Source organism: Ramlibacter sp. AN1133 (genome assembly GCF_037890035.1).
Taxonomy (GTDB): domain Bacteria; phylum Pseudomonadota; class Gammaproteobacteria; order Burkholderiales; family Burkholderiaceae_C; genus Ramlibacter.
On record NZ_JBBKTQ010000002.1, the window covers coordinates 1 to 15,225 of the forward strand.

The following is a 15,225-nucleotide window of genomic DNA, read 5'->3' on the forward strand; positions in this document are numbered from 1 at the left end:
GACGACCTCGGGGACGGTCGCCACGCGCTTCTCGAGCGGCGCCGTCTCCTTCGGAACTCCGATCAGCAAGGGCTTCTTGGCCGTCCCGGGGGTGGCGGCAACACGGGTTTCACCTGCCGGCTCGGCAAGCACGTCGGTCTGCATGGACGTTTCTCCTCGTAGCGGAGTTGTTGATCTCTTCGATCGGGGGTCGGGTCTTGGCCTGACCGCGAGCTTACATGAAACCCTGCTGAGCTCCGCCGGGCGCCGGCGGCCTCACACTCACGCGAATCCGATATCAGCATGTCGCTGGCCACCGTCCTCGCCCTGTCCCTCGCGCTGCACCTGTATATCGGTGCGCGCATCGTTCCGCAGCTGCCCTGGCCCGCGGGGCTCGCGCTCGCGGCCCTCCTGCTTGCCTCCGCATTGCTCGTTCCCCTGTCGATGCTCGCGCGGCGCCTGCTGCGCCCGCCCGCGTCCGACCGGCTCACCTGGGCCGGCATGCTGTGCATGGGACTCTTTTCATCGCTGCTGGTCCTGACCTTCCTGCGAGACCTGATGCTGCTCGTGCTCGGCCTTGCAAACCTTGACGCGCCGCAATGGGAGGAGTTCACGGCCGCCGGAGTGCCCTTGTTGGCCCTGGCACTGTCGCTGATCGGCCTCATCAACGCGCGGCGCACCGCGCCGGTGGTGCGCGTGACCGTCCCGATGGCCGGCCTGCCGCAGCCGCTGCACGGCCTGCGGATCGTGCAGATCAGCGACATCCACGTCGGGCCGACCATCAAGCGCGGCTACCTGGAAGCGATCGTGGAGCGCGTCAACGCGTTGGAGCCGGACGTGGTGGCGATCACGGGGGACCTGGTGGACGGCTCGGTCGCGGAGCTGGCCGCGCACGTCGCGCCGCTGGCGAAGCTCAAGTCGCGCCACGGCAGCTTCTTCGTCACCGGCAACCACGAGTACTACTCGGGGGTGCATGGCTGGGTGGACGAACTGTCGCGGCTCGGCGTGCGCGTGCTGCACAACGAGCACGTGGTGCTGCAGCACGGCGCGGCCCGCCTCGTGCTCGCCGGCGTGCCCGATTACGGCGGCCACCATTTCGACCCGCAGCACCGCAGCGACCCGCAGGAGGCCGTGCGCGGGGCGCCCGAGGGCGTGCCCCGCGTGCTGCTCGCGCACCAGCCGCGCAGCGCGCCGGCCGCGGCCGCGGCGGGCTTCGACCTGCAGCTCTCGGGGCACACCCACGGCGGCCAGTTCCTGCCCTGGAGCCTGCTCGTGCCGCTGCAGCAGCCCTACACGGCGGGCCTGCACCGGCTGGGCGGCCTGTGGATCTACGTCAGCCGTGGCACCGGCTACTGGGGGCCGCCGAAGCGGATCGGTGCACCATCTGAAATTGCCGAGTTGCGTCTGTCCTCGTCAGCCTGAGTCCTACAGGCCGGCGGCGCGTTGTCCGACGCAGCTGAGCTTGAGCCCTACCGAACACTGGCTTCATGGCACGTACGGCTTTCCTACCCTTCCCCCTCACCGGCGCTGGCGCTTCCAACGTCATCTACCTCGGCGCCGCCCTCTGCCGTCGCAAATTCGAGCTTTTCTATCCCGATGGATTCGCGGACGAGACCTATCTCGTGGCCGAGCGTTCGCACAAGGAGCGCGCTCATCTCGAATGGGAGGCCGAGCTCGGCCCGGCCTCCTTCCGCAAGCTGCTGGCGCGCGGCGAGTTCCGCGCCATCGCCGATGCGGCGGTGCGCATCGAGGCGCGCGCCAACCTGCTGTTCTCGTTCGAGCGCATGGCGCTGCGCGACGCGGTCAAGAGCCCGGCCGGCGCGCGGCTGTTCGCGACGGAACTCTACGCCTGGATTTACGGCCACGGCTCGCCGCAGCGGCGCTTCGGCGACTGGATCGAGGCGCTGGGCGACCTGCCGCAGCGCAAGAGCCGGGTGCTGACCTGGCCCGTGGCGACGGTCTTCGGCTTCGTGGCCCGGCCCGACCGCCACCTGTTCTTCAAGCCCCGCGCCATGCGCAAGGCGGCCCGCCTGTACGGCTATGCGCTGGCGTACGAGCCGACGCCGTCGTGGGCGCTGTACCAGGACATGCTCACCTTCGCGGCGGTGCTGCGCCGCGACCTGGATCGCAGGCCGGGCTTCAAGGCGCGCGACATGATCGACCTGCACTCGTTCATGTGGGTGCAGGGAGCGCCGGAGTACGAGATGTAGGCGAGGTCGCAGCACGCTTCGTAGGCTGGTGGTGACCGGAGGGAACCCCAGCGCTTTGCAGGGCGCACGAGCCGGGGTTCCCTCCGGTCACCGCCAGCCTACCCCACGCGCACGTCGCGTCGCGCCCGCAAGCAGCGCCAGCTCTCCTGCGCCATCGGCAGCACGTTGAGCAGCAGCACCGCGAGCCCCACGCCGGCCAGGTAAGCCGGCGGCCACGGCTCGGGCTTCTCCCCCACGGCCAGCACCGCCAGCAACCCCAGCAGCGCCAGCGGCAGCATCTCCATGAAGCTGTGCACCATCTGCTCGAAGGGCCGGATCTCGCGCCGCGGCGCCGTGTAGCGCAGCTCCACGTACGTCGTCAGCTCGTGGGCCACGAACGCGCCCAGCACGATCAGCAGCAAGGCGGGCCCGGGCGGCAGCAGCGCGGTGGCCACCAGCGCCACGCCGCCCTCGGCGAGCAGCACCCAGTGGAAGGCGTTCTCGCGCCAGCCGCTGGTGCGCTCGATGGCGGTGCGGCGATGGCAGTTCCAGTCGACCAGGCCCGCGGCGATCCACAAGGGCACCACGCCCAACATGATCGCCAGCCGCGCGGCTTCCTGCGGGTTCACTGGAGAACCTCCCCCAGGCTGCGCTCTTCGTGCTCCGCCTCCCCCCTCCGCAAGCGGACGGGGCGAGCGCCTTCGGGCGGCCGGGCAGCGCTCACTGCGCGAACTGCTCCGTCCCCACCAGGCCGATCTTGCCCAGCCCGAGGCGCTGCGCGCTGGTCAGCGCCGCCGCCACCGCCTCGTACTTGGCGCGCGGATGCGGCCGCAGGTGGATCTCCGGCGGGTCGGCCTCGGCGGCGGCCTCGCGCAGCTTGCCCTCCAGCGCGCCGCGGTCGGCCAGCGGCTCGCCGTTCCACACGAAATGCCCGCCGGCATCCACCTCCAGCTGCACGATCGTGGGCTGCACCGGCGGCGTCGGCGCGTTGCGCCCCGGCATCTCCAGCGACACGGCATTCAGCTGGATCGGGATGGTGATGATCAGCATCACGATCAGCACCAGCAGCACGTCCACCAGCGGCGTGGTGTTGATGTCCACCATCGGCTCGGGATCGGGCTCGCTGCCGGCGCGGATGTGCATTCAGCGCTCCGGCGGCTCGGTGAGGAAGCCGATGCGCGCGATGCCCGCCTGCTGCGCGGCCAGCACCACGCCGCCCACCGGCGCGTAATCGGCGCGCACGTCGCTGCGGATGTGCACCTCGGGCTGCGGCTGCATCGCGGCGATCTTCTGCAGCAGCTGCACCAGCGCGGCGCGGTCCGGCAGCGGCGTGTCGAACCAGTAGACCGCGCCCTGCGCATCGACGGTGACGATCACGTTCTCCTGCTGCGCGTCCACGCGCTGGTTCTGCTCGCGCGGCAGCGTGACCGCGATCGAGCTGTTCACCACCGGAATCGTGATCAGGAAGATGATCAGCAGCACCAGCATCACGTCCACCAGCGGCGTGGTGTTGATCTGCGCGATCAGCGCGTCCTCGCCCGCCTGCGGATCGCTGTACTGGATCGCCACCTCAGGCCCCCTTCTCGCCGGTGGCCAGCAGCACCGTGTGCAGGTCGGAGCCGAAGGCCCGCACCGTGTCCATCGCCACCTTGTTGCGGCGGACCAGCCAGTTGTAGCCCAGCACCGCCGGCACCGCGACCGCCAGGCCGATCGCCGTCATGATCAGCGCCTCGCCCACCGGCCCGGCCACCTTGTCGATCGAGGCCGTGCCCGAGGCGCCGATGCGCACCAGCGCGTTGTAGATGCCCCAGACGGTGCCGAACAGGCCCACGAAGGGCGCCGTCGAGCCCACCGTGGCCAGCACCGCCAGCCCTTCCTGCGTGCGGCTGTGCACCGTGGCCACGGCCCGCTCGATGCTCTGCCCCACCCAGGTATTCAGGTCCACCTTGCCGATCAGCCCCTCGTGCTTGCGCGTGGCCTCCAGCGCCGATTCCGCGATGAAGCGGTAGGGGCTGCCCGGCTGCAGCGCCCGGGCCCCCTGGCGAACGGTGTCCGCCTTCCAGAAGCTGGCGTTGGCGGCCCGCCCCTGGCCGCCCATGCGGCGCTGGGCCAGCAGCTTGGCCACCAGCACGTACCAGCTCGCCAGCGACATGATCACCAGGATCACGATCGTGGCCCGCGAGACGATGTCGCCCTGGGCCCACAGCGCGCCCAGCCCGTAGGGATTGGCCGCCGCCGGCGCCTGGATGGAGGGCAGCGTCCCCTGCGCCAGGCTGGCGACGGGGAGCAGGACGAGCGAAAGCAGCGCGAGGACGCGGAGCAGCATGGAGGGACGAAGTGGAAGCCTGGGCGCCCCCATTCTGTCTCAACCAATCAATAATCGGCCATGAGCAATCGTTGGCGACCCAGCGTGACCGTGGCCGCAGTGATCGAGCGGGACGGCCGCTTCCTCATGATCGAGGAAGAGACCTCGGAAGGTCTGAAGATCAACAACCCGGCGGGCCACCTGGACCCGGGCGAGACCCCGGCCGAAGGCTGCGCCCGCGAGGCCCTGGAGGAGACCGCCTGGCGTTTCCGGCCCACCGCCCTGCTGGGCGTGTACATCTCGCGCTTCCAGCGCTCCACCACGGGCGAGGACATCACCTACCTGCGCTTCGCCTTCACCGGCGAGCTGGGCGAGCACGTGGCCGGCCGCGCGCTGGACCACGGGATCGTGCGCACCCTGTGGATGACGGCGGATGAACTGCGCGCCACCGCCGACCGCCACCGCAGCCCCCTGGTCCTGCGCTGCCTCGACGACTACCTGCAGGGCGTGCGCCTGCCGCTGTCGGCCGTGTACTGCGACCCGAGCGTCCACGGGCCGCAGGCGCAGGACGAGCGCCGGCAAGCGGTCGAGGAGCCGGAGTAACCCCGCTCGCCGCGTGTCTTGACGCGGCGCAAGGTTGGCGCGACAACGGCGCCTAGGCTTCCCATCAAGGCAGCCCCGGGAGACGCGCATGGCACCGACCTCTCTTGCACACCGGCACGAGCACGATTCGCGCGTGCTGCTCAGGGTGGCCTTCTGGCTGGCCGTCGTGGCCTGGGTCCTGGCCGCGCTCCTCACCCCGCGGGTGGCGGCCGAGACGCTCGACGACGCCTCGCCGCTCATCGCCCCGCTGGAGGCGCCGCGCCTGGTCTGGCCCTGGCACGAGATCTACCGGCCGCACTGCCTGTACGGCCGGCTCGCCGGCGTGCGCGCCGTGCGGCATCCGGTGACCTGGCGTTGATCCGCCCTCCTAATCGGCCCGGATCTGCGCCTTGCGCACGATCTCGCGCCAGGTCTTCTGCTCCTTGGCGATGAACGCGGCGAACTCCGCCGGCGGGCCGCCGCCGCCCACGGCGTTGTCGGTCGCGAAGCGCTCGGTCACCGCGCTGGAGCGCAGGGCCTTGTACGACTCCTCCTGGAGCCGCTTGACGATCTCCGGCGGCGTGCCGGCGGGCGCCAGGATGCCGTACCACTGCGAGGTCTCGAAGTCCTTGTAGCCCATCTCCTGCACCGTGGGCACGTCGGGCAGCGCGGGGATGCGCTCGTGCGTGCCGACGGCGATCGCCCGCAGCTTGCCGGCGCGGATGTGCGCCCCCAGCGCCGGCATGCCGGCGGACGAAGCCTGGGTGCGGCCGGCCAGCAGGTCCGTCAATTGCGGGCCGGTGCCGCGGTAGGGGATGTGCGTGATGAACATGCCCGTCACCAGCTTCAGGTACTCCATCGCCAGGTGGCCGGCACTCGCGTTGCCGGCGGAGCCGTAACTGAGCTGGCCCGGATGCGCCTTCACGTACGCGACGAACTCGCGGAAGTTCTTCGCCGGCACGTCGGGATGGATCACGAACACGTTGGGCACCTTGGCCAGCAGCGTGACCGGCACGAAGTCCTTGTTCACGTCGTAGGGCTGGTTGGCCAGCATGTACGGGTTCACCGCCAGCGTGCCGACGTGGCCCAGGATGATGGTGTGGCCGTCGGGCGGCGCGTGCGCGGCCTCGGCCATCGCCACCACGCCGGCGCCGCCCGGCTTGTTCTCGACGAACACGCTCTGCCCCAGCTGCTTCGTCAGTTCCGCGGCGACGGACCGGGCGACGATCTCCGACGTGCCGCCCGGGGCGAACGGCACCAGGAAGCGGATCGGCCTGGACGGCCACGCGGTCTGCGCGCGCAGCAGGGGCGCGGTGGCAAGCGCTGCGGTCCCGGCCACGAACTGCCGGCGGCGGATGGAGAGGGACATGCGGGCTCCTCGTCGTTTCAGAACTGGTAGCGGCGCAGGCCGCCATCGACCGGGATCACCGCGCCGGTGATGTACGCCGCGCGCGGCGAAGCGAGGAAGGCCACCAGGTTGGCGAGTTCCTCCGGCTCGCCGTAGCGGCCGACGGGAATCTCGTGCTCCGATTGCCACTGCCGGTACTCGGGCGTGTAGTTGCGCAGGATCTGCTCGGAATGGATGCGCCCCGGCGGCACGCAGTTCACGGTGATGCCGTGCTTGCCCACCATGCGCGACAGCCCCTTGGCCCAGCTGTGGATGCCCGCCTTGGCGCAGAAGGCGCCGTTGACGTGCTCCGGCTCGCTCTTGCCGGTGATGTTGATGATGCGGCCCCAGCCGCGCGCGATCATGCCGTCGATGAGCGCGTCGGCGATCTGGCGCGGCCGGTGGAAGTTGAGCGTCATGGCTTCCTGCCAGCGCTCCTCGCTCACGTGCAGCTCGGTGAAGCTGCGCGAGCCGCCCGCGTTGTTCACGAGGATGTCGACGTGGCCCAGGCCCTGCACGGCGGCGCCGGCCAGCGTCACCGCGGCGTCCTCCTCGTACAGGTCGCAGCCGATCACCACCGGGCGGGCGTAGCCCTGGTCCACCATGTGCGCCGCCAGTTCCTCCAGCAGGTTCACGCGGCGCGCGGCGATCGCCACCTGCACGCCCTCGGCCGCGAGCGCCAGCGCGATGCCGCGACCGATGCCGGTGGAAGCGCCGGTCACCAGCGCGGTCTTGTCGGAAAGTTGCAGGTCCATCGAATTTCCCCGTTGTTCAGGCGGCGAGGTTGCGCAGGCCCTCGCCCGCGCACCAGCGGCGCAGGTTGTCCAGGAACAGGCGCTCCACGCGGGCAGAGTTGCCGGCGGAGAAGCCGGCGCTGTGCGGCGTCGCGATCACGTTCGGCAGCGTCCACAGCGGCGAGTCCGCCGGCAGCGGCTCGTGCGCGAACACGTCGAGGAAGGCGCCGGCCAAGCGGCCCGATTGCAGCGCGGCCACCAGTGCCGGCTCGTCGACCAGTTCGCCGCGGGCGACGTTGACCAGCCGCGCGCGCCCGGGCAGCAGCGCCAGCTTGTGCGCGTCGATCAGCCCGCGCGTCGCATCGGTGAGCGGGCATGCCAGCAGCAGCCAGTCGGCCTCGGGCAGGACGTCGCGCAGCCGGCCGGCGGCAACGGTGGCGAAGCCCTCGCCGGCCGGCCGCTCCTGCTGCCGCACGACCGTCACGCGCAGGCCGAACGCCAGCAGCAGACGGCCGATCTCCTGCCCGATCGGCCCCCAGCCCACCAGCACCGCGTGCTGGCCGTCGAGGTCGCGCGGCAGCGCGGTGGCGATCAGCGGCGACCATCGGCCTTCGCACTGCGCCGCTCACAGCTGCGGCAGGTGGCGCGCCAGGGCCAGCACGCCGGCCAGCGCGCTGTGCGCCACCACCGTCGCATTGGCGCCCGAGGAGGTCGTCACCTGCACGCCGCGCGCGCGCAGCCGCTGGTACACCGGCCGGTCCACCCCGGCGGAGTGGATGTGGACCCAGCGCAGCGACAGCGCAGCTTCCATCGCCTCGTAGAAGGCCTGCGTGGCGGGCTGCAGCTCGAACTTGGTGGACAGGCCGGTGACGTCGCGGCTCACGAAGGCGAGGTCCGCGTCCACGCCGCGCTCGGGTGCGACCAGCACGTGCGGGCGCTCTCCGAGGGCCGCGGCGATCCCGGGCGCGAGGCGCTCGCCGGCCGCGCGCGACAGCAGGATGCGCAGCGGCAGGCTCACTCCGCGGTGGCGCGCGATTCGCGCACCACGCCCTTCCACTTCTCGTATTCGCGCCGCACGAACAGGCCGAACTGGTGGGGCGAGCCGCCGACGGGGTCGGCGCCCTCCTTGACCATCTGCTGCTCGAGCCCGGGCAGCGCCTCGTTCACGGCCTTGTTCAACTCCGCGATCACGGACTCGGGCGTGCCCCTGGGCGCGAAGAAGCCGAACCACGATCCCGCCTCGAAGCCGGGGAAGCCGCGCTCGGCCACCGTCGGCACCTCCGGCATCGAGCGCGAGCGGTTCGCGCTGGTGACCGCCAGCGCCCGCAGCTTGCCGGCGTGGATGTGCTGGATCACCGAGGGGATGGTCGCGAACATGAACTGCACGCGGCCGGCCAGCAGGTCCTTCAGCGCCTCGGCGCCCTTGTACGGCACGTGCTGCATGTCGGCGGAGATGCGCTGGCCCAGCATGAAGCCCGAGAGATGCGAGGAGGTGCCGATGCCGGTCGACGAGTAATTGAGCCTGCCCGGTTGCGAGCGCGCGTAGGCGACGAACTCCTCCAGCGTCTTCGCGGGCACGTCGGGGTGCACCACCAGCACGTTGGGCACTTCCGCGATCTGCACCACCGGCACCAGGTCCGTCAGCGGATCGATGTTCAGCTTCCTGAACAGCGTCGGGTTCACCGCGATGGGGCCGACCGAGCCGACCAGCAGCGTGTAGCCGTCCGGCGCGGCCTTGGCCGCCATCTCGGTGCCGATGTTGCCGCCGCCGCCCGGCTTGTTGTCGACCAGGAAGGGCTGCTTGTACTTCTCGGTGAGCTTCTGGCCCACGGCGCGCGCCAGCAGGTCCGTGGTGCCGCCGGCGGTGAAGGCCACCAGGATGCGCACCGGCTTGTTCGGGTAGTCCGACGCCTGCGCGAGAGCGTTGCCGCCCGGCCAGGCCGCGGCGCCGGCGGCGAGCACGAACTGGCGGCGGCGCAGGGCGGAAGGGGTGCTGCTCATGGCATCTCCTGAGACGACGGGAACTTCAGTCGCGATAGCCGGGGTCGAGGCGATCGAGCTTGCGCAGCAGCGCGGGCCACTCCATCACGCCGTAGGGCCGGCGGGTGCCGGGCTGGTAGTTGTTCCAGGTCTCTTCCAGCACCTGTTGCGGCACGGCGCGCAGCGGGCTGTTGCAGGACATGGCGGCGATCTGCGAGCGGCAGGCGAGTTCCAGCCGGTGCGTCCAGTTGAAGGCCTCGCCGCAGGTGCGCCCCACCACCAGCACGCCGTGGTTGCGCAGGACCAGCGCCTCGCCCGCGCCCAGGTCCTCGACGAGCGAAGCCTGTTCGGCCGTGTCCAACACCACGCCCTGGTAGTCGTGGTAGCCGATCTTCAGGAAGCGCATCGCCGTCTGCGTGATCGGCAGCAGTCCGCCATCGAGTGCCGACACCGCCATCGACGCCCAGCTGTGCGTGTGGATCACGCAGCCGACCTCCGGTCGCGCGCGGTGCACGGCGCTGTGGATCACGTAGCCGGCCTGGTTGACGCCGTAGTTCAGCGCGCCGAAGTCGGGGCCGGCGAGGATCCGGCCCTCGAAGTCCACCTTCAGCAGGCTGGAGGCCGTGATCTCCTCGTACATCATCCCGTAGGGGTTGATGAGGAAGGCGCCCTCCTCGTCGGGCACGCGCGCCGAGATGTGGTTGGCCATCATGTCGGCCATGCCGAACAGCTCCACGAGCCGGTAGCACGCGGCGAGGTCCACGCGGGCCTGCCACTCGGCCTGCGAACAACGGGCCTTCATCGAGGGAATCGCGAGGACGCCCGGTTTCTCCTGCACTGCGCACTCCTTCTCGGGGGAAGGGGCAGCGTAAGGGCCGGCGCCGGCAGCGGCAACCGGGTTACTTCGGACAGGTGCCCGACAGCGCGCGGCCCACCACCGAGGGGGCATTGAGCAGGCCGCCGAGGGCGCCCTGCTTGCCGTCGCCGCGCAGGCAGTCCTGCCGTGCGGCGTCTTCCATACCCTCGGCGAGCGGGTCGCGTGGCGTGCCTCGGCGCAGCTGCTCGTTGGCCATGTCGGCCAGGCTGCGGCGCTGCGGCGGGCGGTAGGGGCCCTGCAGCGACGGCAGCGGCGAAGGCGGAAGGATCACCGGCGCCGGCGGCAAGGCCGGCGGACGCGCGACGGTCGGCGGTGCGACGCCCGGCGCGCCCCAGCCGGGGCTGGAGCCGGGGCCGGGGCCGGGGCCGGAGCCGGGGACCGGGACCGGGACGGCGGATCCGCCCCGCGGCGAGCCGGGCGCCACCGGCACGTCGATGGTGGGCCCCTGGTCGCGCGAAGGGGCGGGCGTGGCGGCCGCGGGGGGTGCGGTGGCCGCGGCGGGAGGAGCCGCTGACGGGACCGGCGCGGCGACCGCAGGCGCGGGCGCGGGAGCCGGCGCTGCAACGGGGGCCGGCGCGGGAGCCGGTGCGGGCGGCGCCGGGACGGGCGCAGGGGCCGGCGCCGGCGCGGGCGCCGGCACTGGCTCGGGCGCGGGAGCAGGGGCCGGCGCCGGCGGTGCGGGCACCGGGGTCGGCACCGGGGCGGGAACCGGCGCCGGCAGGGGCGCAGGGGCCGGAACCGGCGCGGGCGCCGGGAGGGGGACCGGCGGCTGCGGCACGGGCACGGGCTCCGGCTCGCGCGGCGGCGCCGGCTCGGGGACCGGGGCGGGTGCGGGTGCGGGTGCGGGTGCGGGCACGGGCACCGGCATCGGCACGGGAATCGGCGGCGGCTGCGGCGGTGGGGGCTCCGGCGCCGGCGCGACGGCCTGCGGCGGCGGCTCCACCGGCTGCGGCGGCGGCTCGGGCGCGGGCTGCGGCGGGCTCAGCTGCGTGTCGGTGCGCAGTCGTGCCGCCGGCGCGGCATCCGGCTGCGGCGCATCGGGTTGCTGGCGCCGGTTGCGCGGCTTGCGGGTCTCGCTCGGTTGCGGCAGCGTGTCCGTGGCCCGCAGCGGCAGGCTGGAATCGGGCCGCAGCGTGAACACCGCGAGCGGGTCGCCCTGGATCCCGCGCGCCGGCGGCAGCGTGATCGCGTGGCTGCCGGGCGCGGTCGCCGCGGGCGTAGTTGCGGGCTTCACCGCCTGGTAGATCACGTAGCGCACGGCCTGCTGCACCGGGGCGTATTGCAGCAGCATCCAGGCGAGCGCGACGTGCAGCGCCCCGGTGGCGGCAAGCGCCTCGGGCGACATCCGCTGCCGGGGCAGCTGCGCGTGGTTGGGCCGTTGCAGCATGGGGAAAAGGTCGCACAGGGATAATCGCACACATGGATCGCAAGCCACGCGTCGTCGTCGGTCTGAGCGGGGGCGTGGACTCCGCGGTCAGCGCGTACCTGCTCAAGCAGCAGGGCTACGAGGTCGTCGCCCTGTTCATGAAGAACTGGGAAGACGACGACGACAGCGAATACTGCTCGTCCAACGAGGACTTCGTGGACGCGGCCGCCGTCGCGGACGTGATCGGCATCGAGATCGAGCACGTCAACTTCGCCGCCGAATACAAGGACCGCGTCTTCGCCGAATTCCTGCGCGAATACCAGGCCGGCCGCACGCCCAACCCCGACGTGCTGTGCAACGCCGAAATCAAGTTCAAGGCCTTCCTCGACCACGCCATGCGCCTGGGCGCCGGGAAGATCGCGACGGGTCACTATGCGCGCGTGCGCGAACGCGCGGGCCGCTTCGAACTGCTGAAGGGCCTGGACGAGAGCAAGGACCAGAGCTACTTCCTGCACCGCCTGAACCAGTCCCAGCTGGCCAGGACCCTGTTCCCCGTCGGCGAGCTGCGCAAGACCGAAGTGCGCCGGCTGGCGGAGGAGATCGGCCTGCCCAACGCGAAGAAGAAGGACTCGACCGGCATCTGCTTCATCGGCGAGCGGCCCTTCCGCGATTTCCTGAACCGCTACATCAGCAAGGAGCCGGGTCCGATCAAGGACCCGAAGGGGCGCGTGATCGGCAAGCACGTGGGCCTGTCCTTCTATACGCTGGGCCAGCGCCAGGGCCTGGGCATCGGCGGCATCAAGGACAAGGGCGCGCAGCGCGGTGGCGGCGAGCACGCGCCGTGGTTCGTCGCGCGCAAGGACATGGCGAAGAACACGCTGTGGGTGGTGCAGGGCCACGACCATCCCTGGCTGCAGTCGTGCGCGCTCGAAGCCGACGACGCGAGCTGGGTCGCCGGCGAGCCGCCCGCGCCCGGTGCCTACGGCGCCAAGACGCGCTACCGGCAGGCCGATGCGCCGTGCACGCTGATGCGCACGCGCGACGGTTTCCGGCTCGAATTTGACGACCCTCAATGGGCGGTGACGCCCGGCCAGTCGGCCGTGCTCTACGATGGCGAAGTTTGCCTGGGGGGCGGCGTGATCGCAGCCGCCCAGCCCACCGAAGTGCCCTACCCCCAAGCCGCCACGTGACTCCCGCCCTCAGCGCCCTTTGTACCCTGCAGGCCTGGGAGCAGCGCTCCGAGATTCCCGGCGGCGTCGCCTTCGAGCCGCTGCTGCGCCGCCTCGCCCTCGACCACTCGCCGGCGAGCCTGGCGCGCATCGACACCTTCCTCGACGCGCTGCGCACGGCCAAGAAGCCGCAGCGCGAAGCCTTCCTGGCGGAGCAGTCCGGCCAGAACCTGCTGTACCTGCTGGCCTTCTACGCCGCCGACGTGATCGGGCGCTCGCTGCATTGCGCGCCGGAATGGGTGGCGCACGAGCACTCCGGCCTCGCGCGGCTGCAGGGCGAGCTCGGCGAGCGTGTCTTCGAGAACAGCATCGTGTGCAACTTCCCGGGGTCGGCCGCGCGGATCGCGGATTTCGCGCCGCTGGTGTCCATCTGCGCGCGGCTGTTCTCGGCCGCCGGCGACAAGAGCGTCGCCTTCAGTTGCGGCGCGCTGATTCCCGCGCCGGTGCAGGGCAGCGCGATGCCGCTGCCCGCCGCGCCCGGCTTCGGCTATCCGCTCGACCTGCAGGAAGCCCTTTCGCGCTGCGGCGCCCGCGACCGCGCGTCGCTGGACATCCTGCCTCCGCCCTGGGTCGCGAAGGACCCGCTGGCGAGCCTCTTCGCCGCCGTGCCGCACGTGCTGCGCAGCGGCCGCGTGGTGTGGGGCGCGGTGATCCAGGCCAACCAGGTGCTCTTCACGCCCGAGCCGCATGGCGGCGCGCCGGGCGAAGTCGTCTACGACCCGACCGGCCGGGCGCCGGCCGCCGCGCTGGACGAGGTGGCGCAGGCGATCCTGGCCTTGAAGGGCAAGCCCTTCGACGACCCGGCGCTGGCCGGCATCTCGAAGTACCTGGCCGACGAGACGACGCGCGCCTTCGGCCTCGACGTGCCGGCCTCGATCAGCCCGTATCCGCTGAAGATCGCCAGCACGTGGTTCGACCGCGGCTACCTGCCGGGAACCGTGCTGGCGCACCGCTCGTTCCCGCTGATCGTCAGCCCCGCGCAACCGGGGCTGGTGCTGTTCCTGCCGGCGGTGGTGTGGCCGGCGGTGCTGCTGCAGGCGTGGCGGCAGTAGCGCGCCTCAGTCCTCGACGAAGGCTTCCTCGCGCCGCGCCTTGATGGAGGGCAGCGCCACGATCACGACCAGCAGCAGCGCCGCGGCCAGCAGGCCCGCCGAGAGTGGCCGCGTGACGAGCACGCTCCAGTCCCCGCGCGACAGCAGCAGCGCGCGGCGCAGGTTCTCCTCCATCATCGGCCCGAGGATGAATCCGAGCAGCAGCGGCGCCGGCTCGCATCCCAGCTTGATGAACAGGTAGCCCACCACGCCGAAGAGTCCCACCAGCCAGATGTCGAAGGTGTTGTTGTTGGTCGAATAGACACCGATCGCGCAGAACAGCACGATCGCCGGGAACAGCCAGCGGTAGGGCACCGTCAGCAGCTTGATCCACATGCCGATCAGCGGCAGGTTCAGGATCACGAGCATCAGGTTGCCGATCCACATCGAGGCGATCAGGCCCCAGAACAGCTGCGGGTTGCTGGTCATGACCTGCGGGCCCGGCTGGATGTTGTGGATGGTCATCGCGCCCACCATCAGCGCCATCACGGCGTTGGGCGGAATGCCCAGCGTGAGCAGCGGGATGAAGGAGGTCTGCGCGCCGGCGTTGTTGGCCGACTCGGGCGCGGCCACGCCGCGGATGTTGCCCTTGCCGAAGGGCACCTCGCCGGGCTTGAGCTTCGTCTTCTTCTCCACGGTGTAGGCGGCGAAGGACGCGAGCAGCGCCCCGCCACCGGGCAGGATGCCCAGCGCGGAGCCGAGCAAGGTGCCGCGGATGACGGCGGGCAGCATGCGCTTGAAGTCCACCAGCGTCGGGAACAGGCCCTGCACCTTGGCGGTGAAGACCTCGCGGTGTTCGTCGCTCTTGCCCAGGTTGCTGATGATCTCGCCGTAGCCGAACACGCCCATGGCGATGGTGATGAAGCCGATGCCGTCGGTGAGTTCCGGGATGTCGAAGGAAAAGCGCGCCACGCCGGAGTTCACGTCGGTGCCCACGAGCCCCATCAGCAGGCCCAGCACGATCATGGCGATCGCCTTGATCAGCGAACCCGAGGCCAGCACCACCGCGCCGATCAGGCCCAGCACCATCAGCGAGAAGTATTCGGCCGGGCCGAACTTGAACGCGACTTCGGTCAGTGGCGCGGCAAACGCCGCCAGGATCAGCGTGCCCACGCAGCCGGCGAAGAACGAGCCCAGGCCGGCGGCGGCGAGCGCCGGACCCGCGCGGCCCTGGCGGGCCATCTGGTAGCCGTCGATGACCGTCACCACCGAGGACGATTCACCGGGCAGGTTGACCAGGATGGCGGTGGTGGAGCCGCCGTACTGCGCGCCGTAGTAGATGCCGGCCAGCATGATCAGCGCCGACACGGGCGGCAGCGCGTAGGTGGCGGGCAGCAGCATGGCGATGGTGGCCACGGGCCCGATGCCGGGGAGCACGCCGATCAGCGTGCCCAGCAGGCAGCCGATGAAGCAGTACAGGAGGTTGATCGGCGTGACGGCCACGCCGAAACCCGTCATCAGGTTGGAAACCAGGTCCATGGGCGCGCCTCTCACCTTTGAAGGGTC

The 15,225-nt window shown here is 71.4% G+C and carries 17 protein-coding genes and 1 pseudogene; 6 read left to right on the forward strand and 12 right to left on the reverse strand.

Annotated elements, in window-relative coordinates; all coding sequences use genetic code 11:
- The first annotated feature begins 282 nt into the window (after window positions 1-282).
- Both WG923_RS02475 and WG923_RS02480 read left to right on the forward strand, forming a co-directional pair.
- A complete protein-coding gene (locus WG923_RS02475) occupies window positions 283-1,401 on the forward strand; it encodes a metallophosphoesterase (RefSeq protein ID WP_340349344.1) in 1,119 nt (372 codons plus the stop codon).
- A 65-nt stretch (window positions 1,402-1,466) separates the two neighbouring features.
- The gene (locus tag WG923_RS02480) at window positions 1,467-2,189 is read left to right on the forward strand and encodes a hypothetical protein (protein WP_340349345.1); all 723 of its coding nucleotides are present in this window, start codon (window positions 1,467-1,469) and stop codon (window positions 2,187-2,189) included.
- A gap of 98 nt (window positions 2,190-2,287) precedes the next feature.
- On the opposite strand, the gene WG923_RS02485 is transcribed toward WG923_RS02480, so the two are convergent.
- The 4 genes from WG923_RS02485 to WG923_RS02500 form a co-directional block, all read right to left on the reverse strand.
- A complete protein-coding gene (locus WG923_RS02485) occupies window positions 2,288-2,797 on the reverse strand; it encodes a diguanylate cyclase (protein ID WP_340349346.1) in 510 nt (169 codons plus the stop codon).
- Between the two features lie 91 nt (window positions 2,798-2,888).
- On the reverse strand, window positions 2,889-3,311 hold the full coding sequence (locus tag WG923_RS02490; RefSeq protein WP_340349347.1) for an ExbD/TolR family protein: 423 nt from the start codon (window positions 3,309-3,311) through the stop codon (window positions 2,889-2,891).
- Window positions 3,312-3,737, reverse strand: a complete 426-nt coding sequence (locus WG923_RS02495) for an ExbD/TolR family protein (protein WP_340349348.1) — start codon at window positions 3,735-3,737, stop codon at window positions 3,312-3,314. It abuts the gene before it with no gap.
- A 1-nt stretch (window position 3,738) separates the two neighbouring features.
- Window positions 3,739-4,494, reverse strand: a complete 756-nt coding sequence (locus WG923_RS02500; RefSeq protein WP_340349349.1) for a MotA/TolQ/ExbB proton channel family protein — start codon at window positions 4,492-4,494, stop codon at window positions 3,739-3,741.
- A gap of 60 nt (window positions 4,495-4,554) precedes the next feature.
- Here WG923_RS02500 and WG923_RS02505 point away from each other — a divergent pair, with 60 nt between their 5' ends.
- Entirely contained in the window at window positions 4,555-5,076 is a 522-nt protein-coding gene (locus WG923_RS02505) for an NUDIX hydrolase (protein WP_340349350.1), read from the forward strand.
- Between the two features lie 88 nt (window positions 5,077-5,164).
- The gene (locus WG923_RS02510; protein ID WP_340349351.1) at window positions 5,165-5,434 is read left to right on the forward strand and encodes a hypothetical protein; all 270 of its coding nucleotides are present in this window, start codon (window positions 5,165-5,167) and stop codon (window positions 5,432-5,434) included.
- Between the two features lie 9 nt (window positions 5,435-5,443).
- On the opposite strand, the gene WG923_RS02515 is transcribed toward WG923_RS02510, so the two are convergent.
- The 7 genes and pseudogenes from WG923_RS02515 to WG923_RS02540 form a co-directional block, all read right to left on the reverse strand.
- Window positions 5,444-6,424, reverse strand: coding sequence for a Bug family tripartite tricarboxylate transporter substrate binding protein (locus WG923_RS02515; RefSeq protein ID WP_340349352.1), 981 nt, complete (start codon window positions 6,422-6,424; stop codon window positions 5,444-5,446).
- A 17-nt stretch (window positions 6,425-6,441) separates the two neighbouring features.
- Complete coding sequence (locus WG923_RS02520; RefSeq protein ID WP_340349353.1) at window positions 6,442-7,197, reverse strand: SDR family oxidoreductase; 756 nt, start codon at window positions 7,195-7,197, stop codon at window positions 6,442-6,444.
- A gap of 16 nt (window positions 7,198-7,213) precedes the next feature.
- Window positions 7,214-7,777: pseudogene (locus WG923_RS30390) on the reverse strand (NAD(P)-dependent oxidoreductase); the annotation flags it as partial.
- Window positions 7,778-7,801: 24 nt separating this feature from the next.
- Window positions 7,802-8,194, reverse strand: a complete 393-nt coding sequence (locus WG923_RS30395; protein ID WP_445322887.1) for a hypothetical protein — start codon at window positions 8,192-8,194, stop codon at window positions 7,802-7,804.
- Entirely contained in the window at window positions 8,191-9,177 is a 987-nt protein-coding gene (locus WG923_RS02530; protein WP_340349354.1) for a Bug family tripartite tricarboxylate transporter substrate binding protein, read from the reverse strand. The genes WG923_RS30395 and WG923_RS02530 overlap by 4 nt, the downstream gene beginning before the upstream one ends.
- Before the next feature lie 25 nt (window positions 9,178-9,202).
- The gene (locus WG923_RS02535; RefSeq protein WP_340349776.1) at window positions 9,203-9,958 is read right to left on the reverse strand and encodes a class II aldolase/adducin family protein; all 756 of its coding nucleotides are present in this window, start codon (window positions 9,956-9,958) and stop codon (window positions 9,203-9,205) included.
- Window positions 9,959-10,055: 97 nt separating this feature from the next.
- Window positions 10,056-11,420, reverse strand: coding sequence for a hypothetical protein (locus WG923_RS02540; protein ID WP_340349355.1), 1,365 nt, complete (start codon window positions 11,418-11,420; stop codon window positions 10,056-10,058).
- Between the two features lie 32 nt (window positions 11,421-11,452).
- Here WG923_RS02540 and mnmA point away from each other — a divergent pair, with 32 nt between their 5' ends.
- Together mnmA and WG923_RS02550 are read left to right on the forward strand one after the other, a co-directional pair.
- The gene (mnmA, locus tag WG923_RS02545) at window positions 11,453-12,589 is read left to right on the forward strand and encodes a tRNA 2-thiouridine(34) synthase MnmA (protein ID WP_340349356.1); all 1,137 of its coding nucleotides are present in this window, start codon (window positions 11,453-11,455) and stop codon (window positions 12,587-12,589) included.
- Window positions 12,586-13,680 (forward strand): hypothetical protein, encoded by a 1,095-nt coding sequence (locus WG923_RS02550; RefSeq protein WP_340349357.1) that lies wholly within the window; start codon window positions 12,586-12,588, stop codon window positions 13,678-13,680. The genes mnmA and WG923_RS02550 overlap by 4 nt, the downstream gene beginning before the upstream one ends.
- Before the next feature lie 6 nt (window positions 13,681-13,686).
- On the opposite strand, the gene WG923_RS02555 is transcribed toward WG923_RS02550, so the two are convergent.
- The gene (locus WG923_RS02555; RefSeq protein ID WP_340349358.1) at window positions 13,687-15,198 is read right to left on the reverse strand and encodes a tripartite tricarboxylate transporter permease; all 1,512 of its coding nucleotides are present in this window, start codon (window positions 15,196-15,198) and stop codon (window positions 13,687-13,689) included.
- Window positions 15,199-15,225 lie beyond the last annotated feature (27 nt).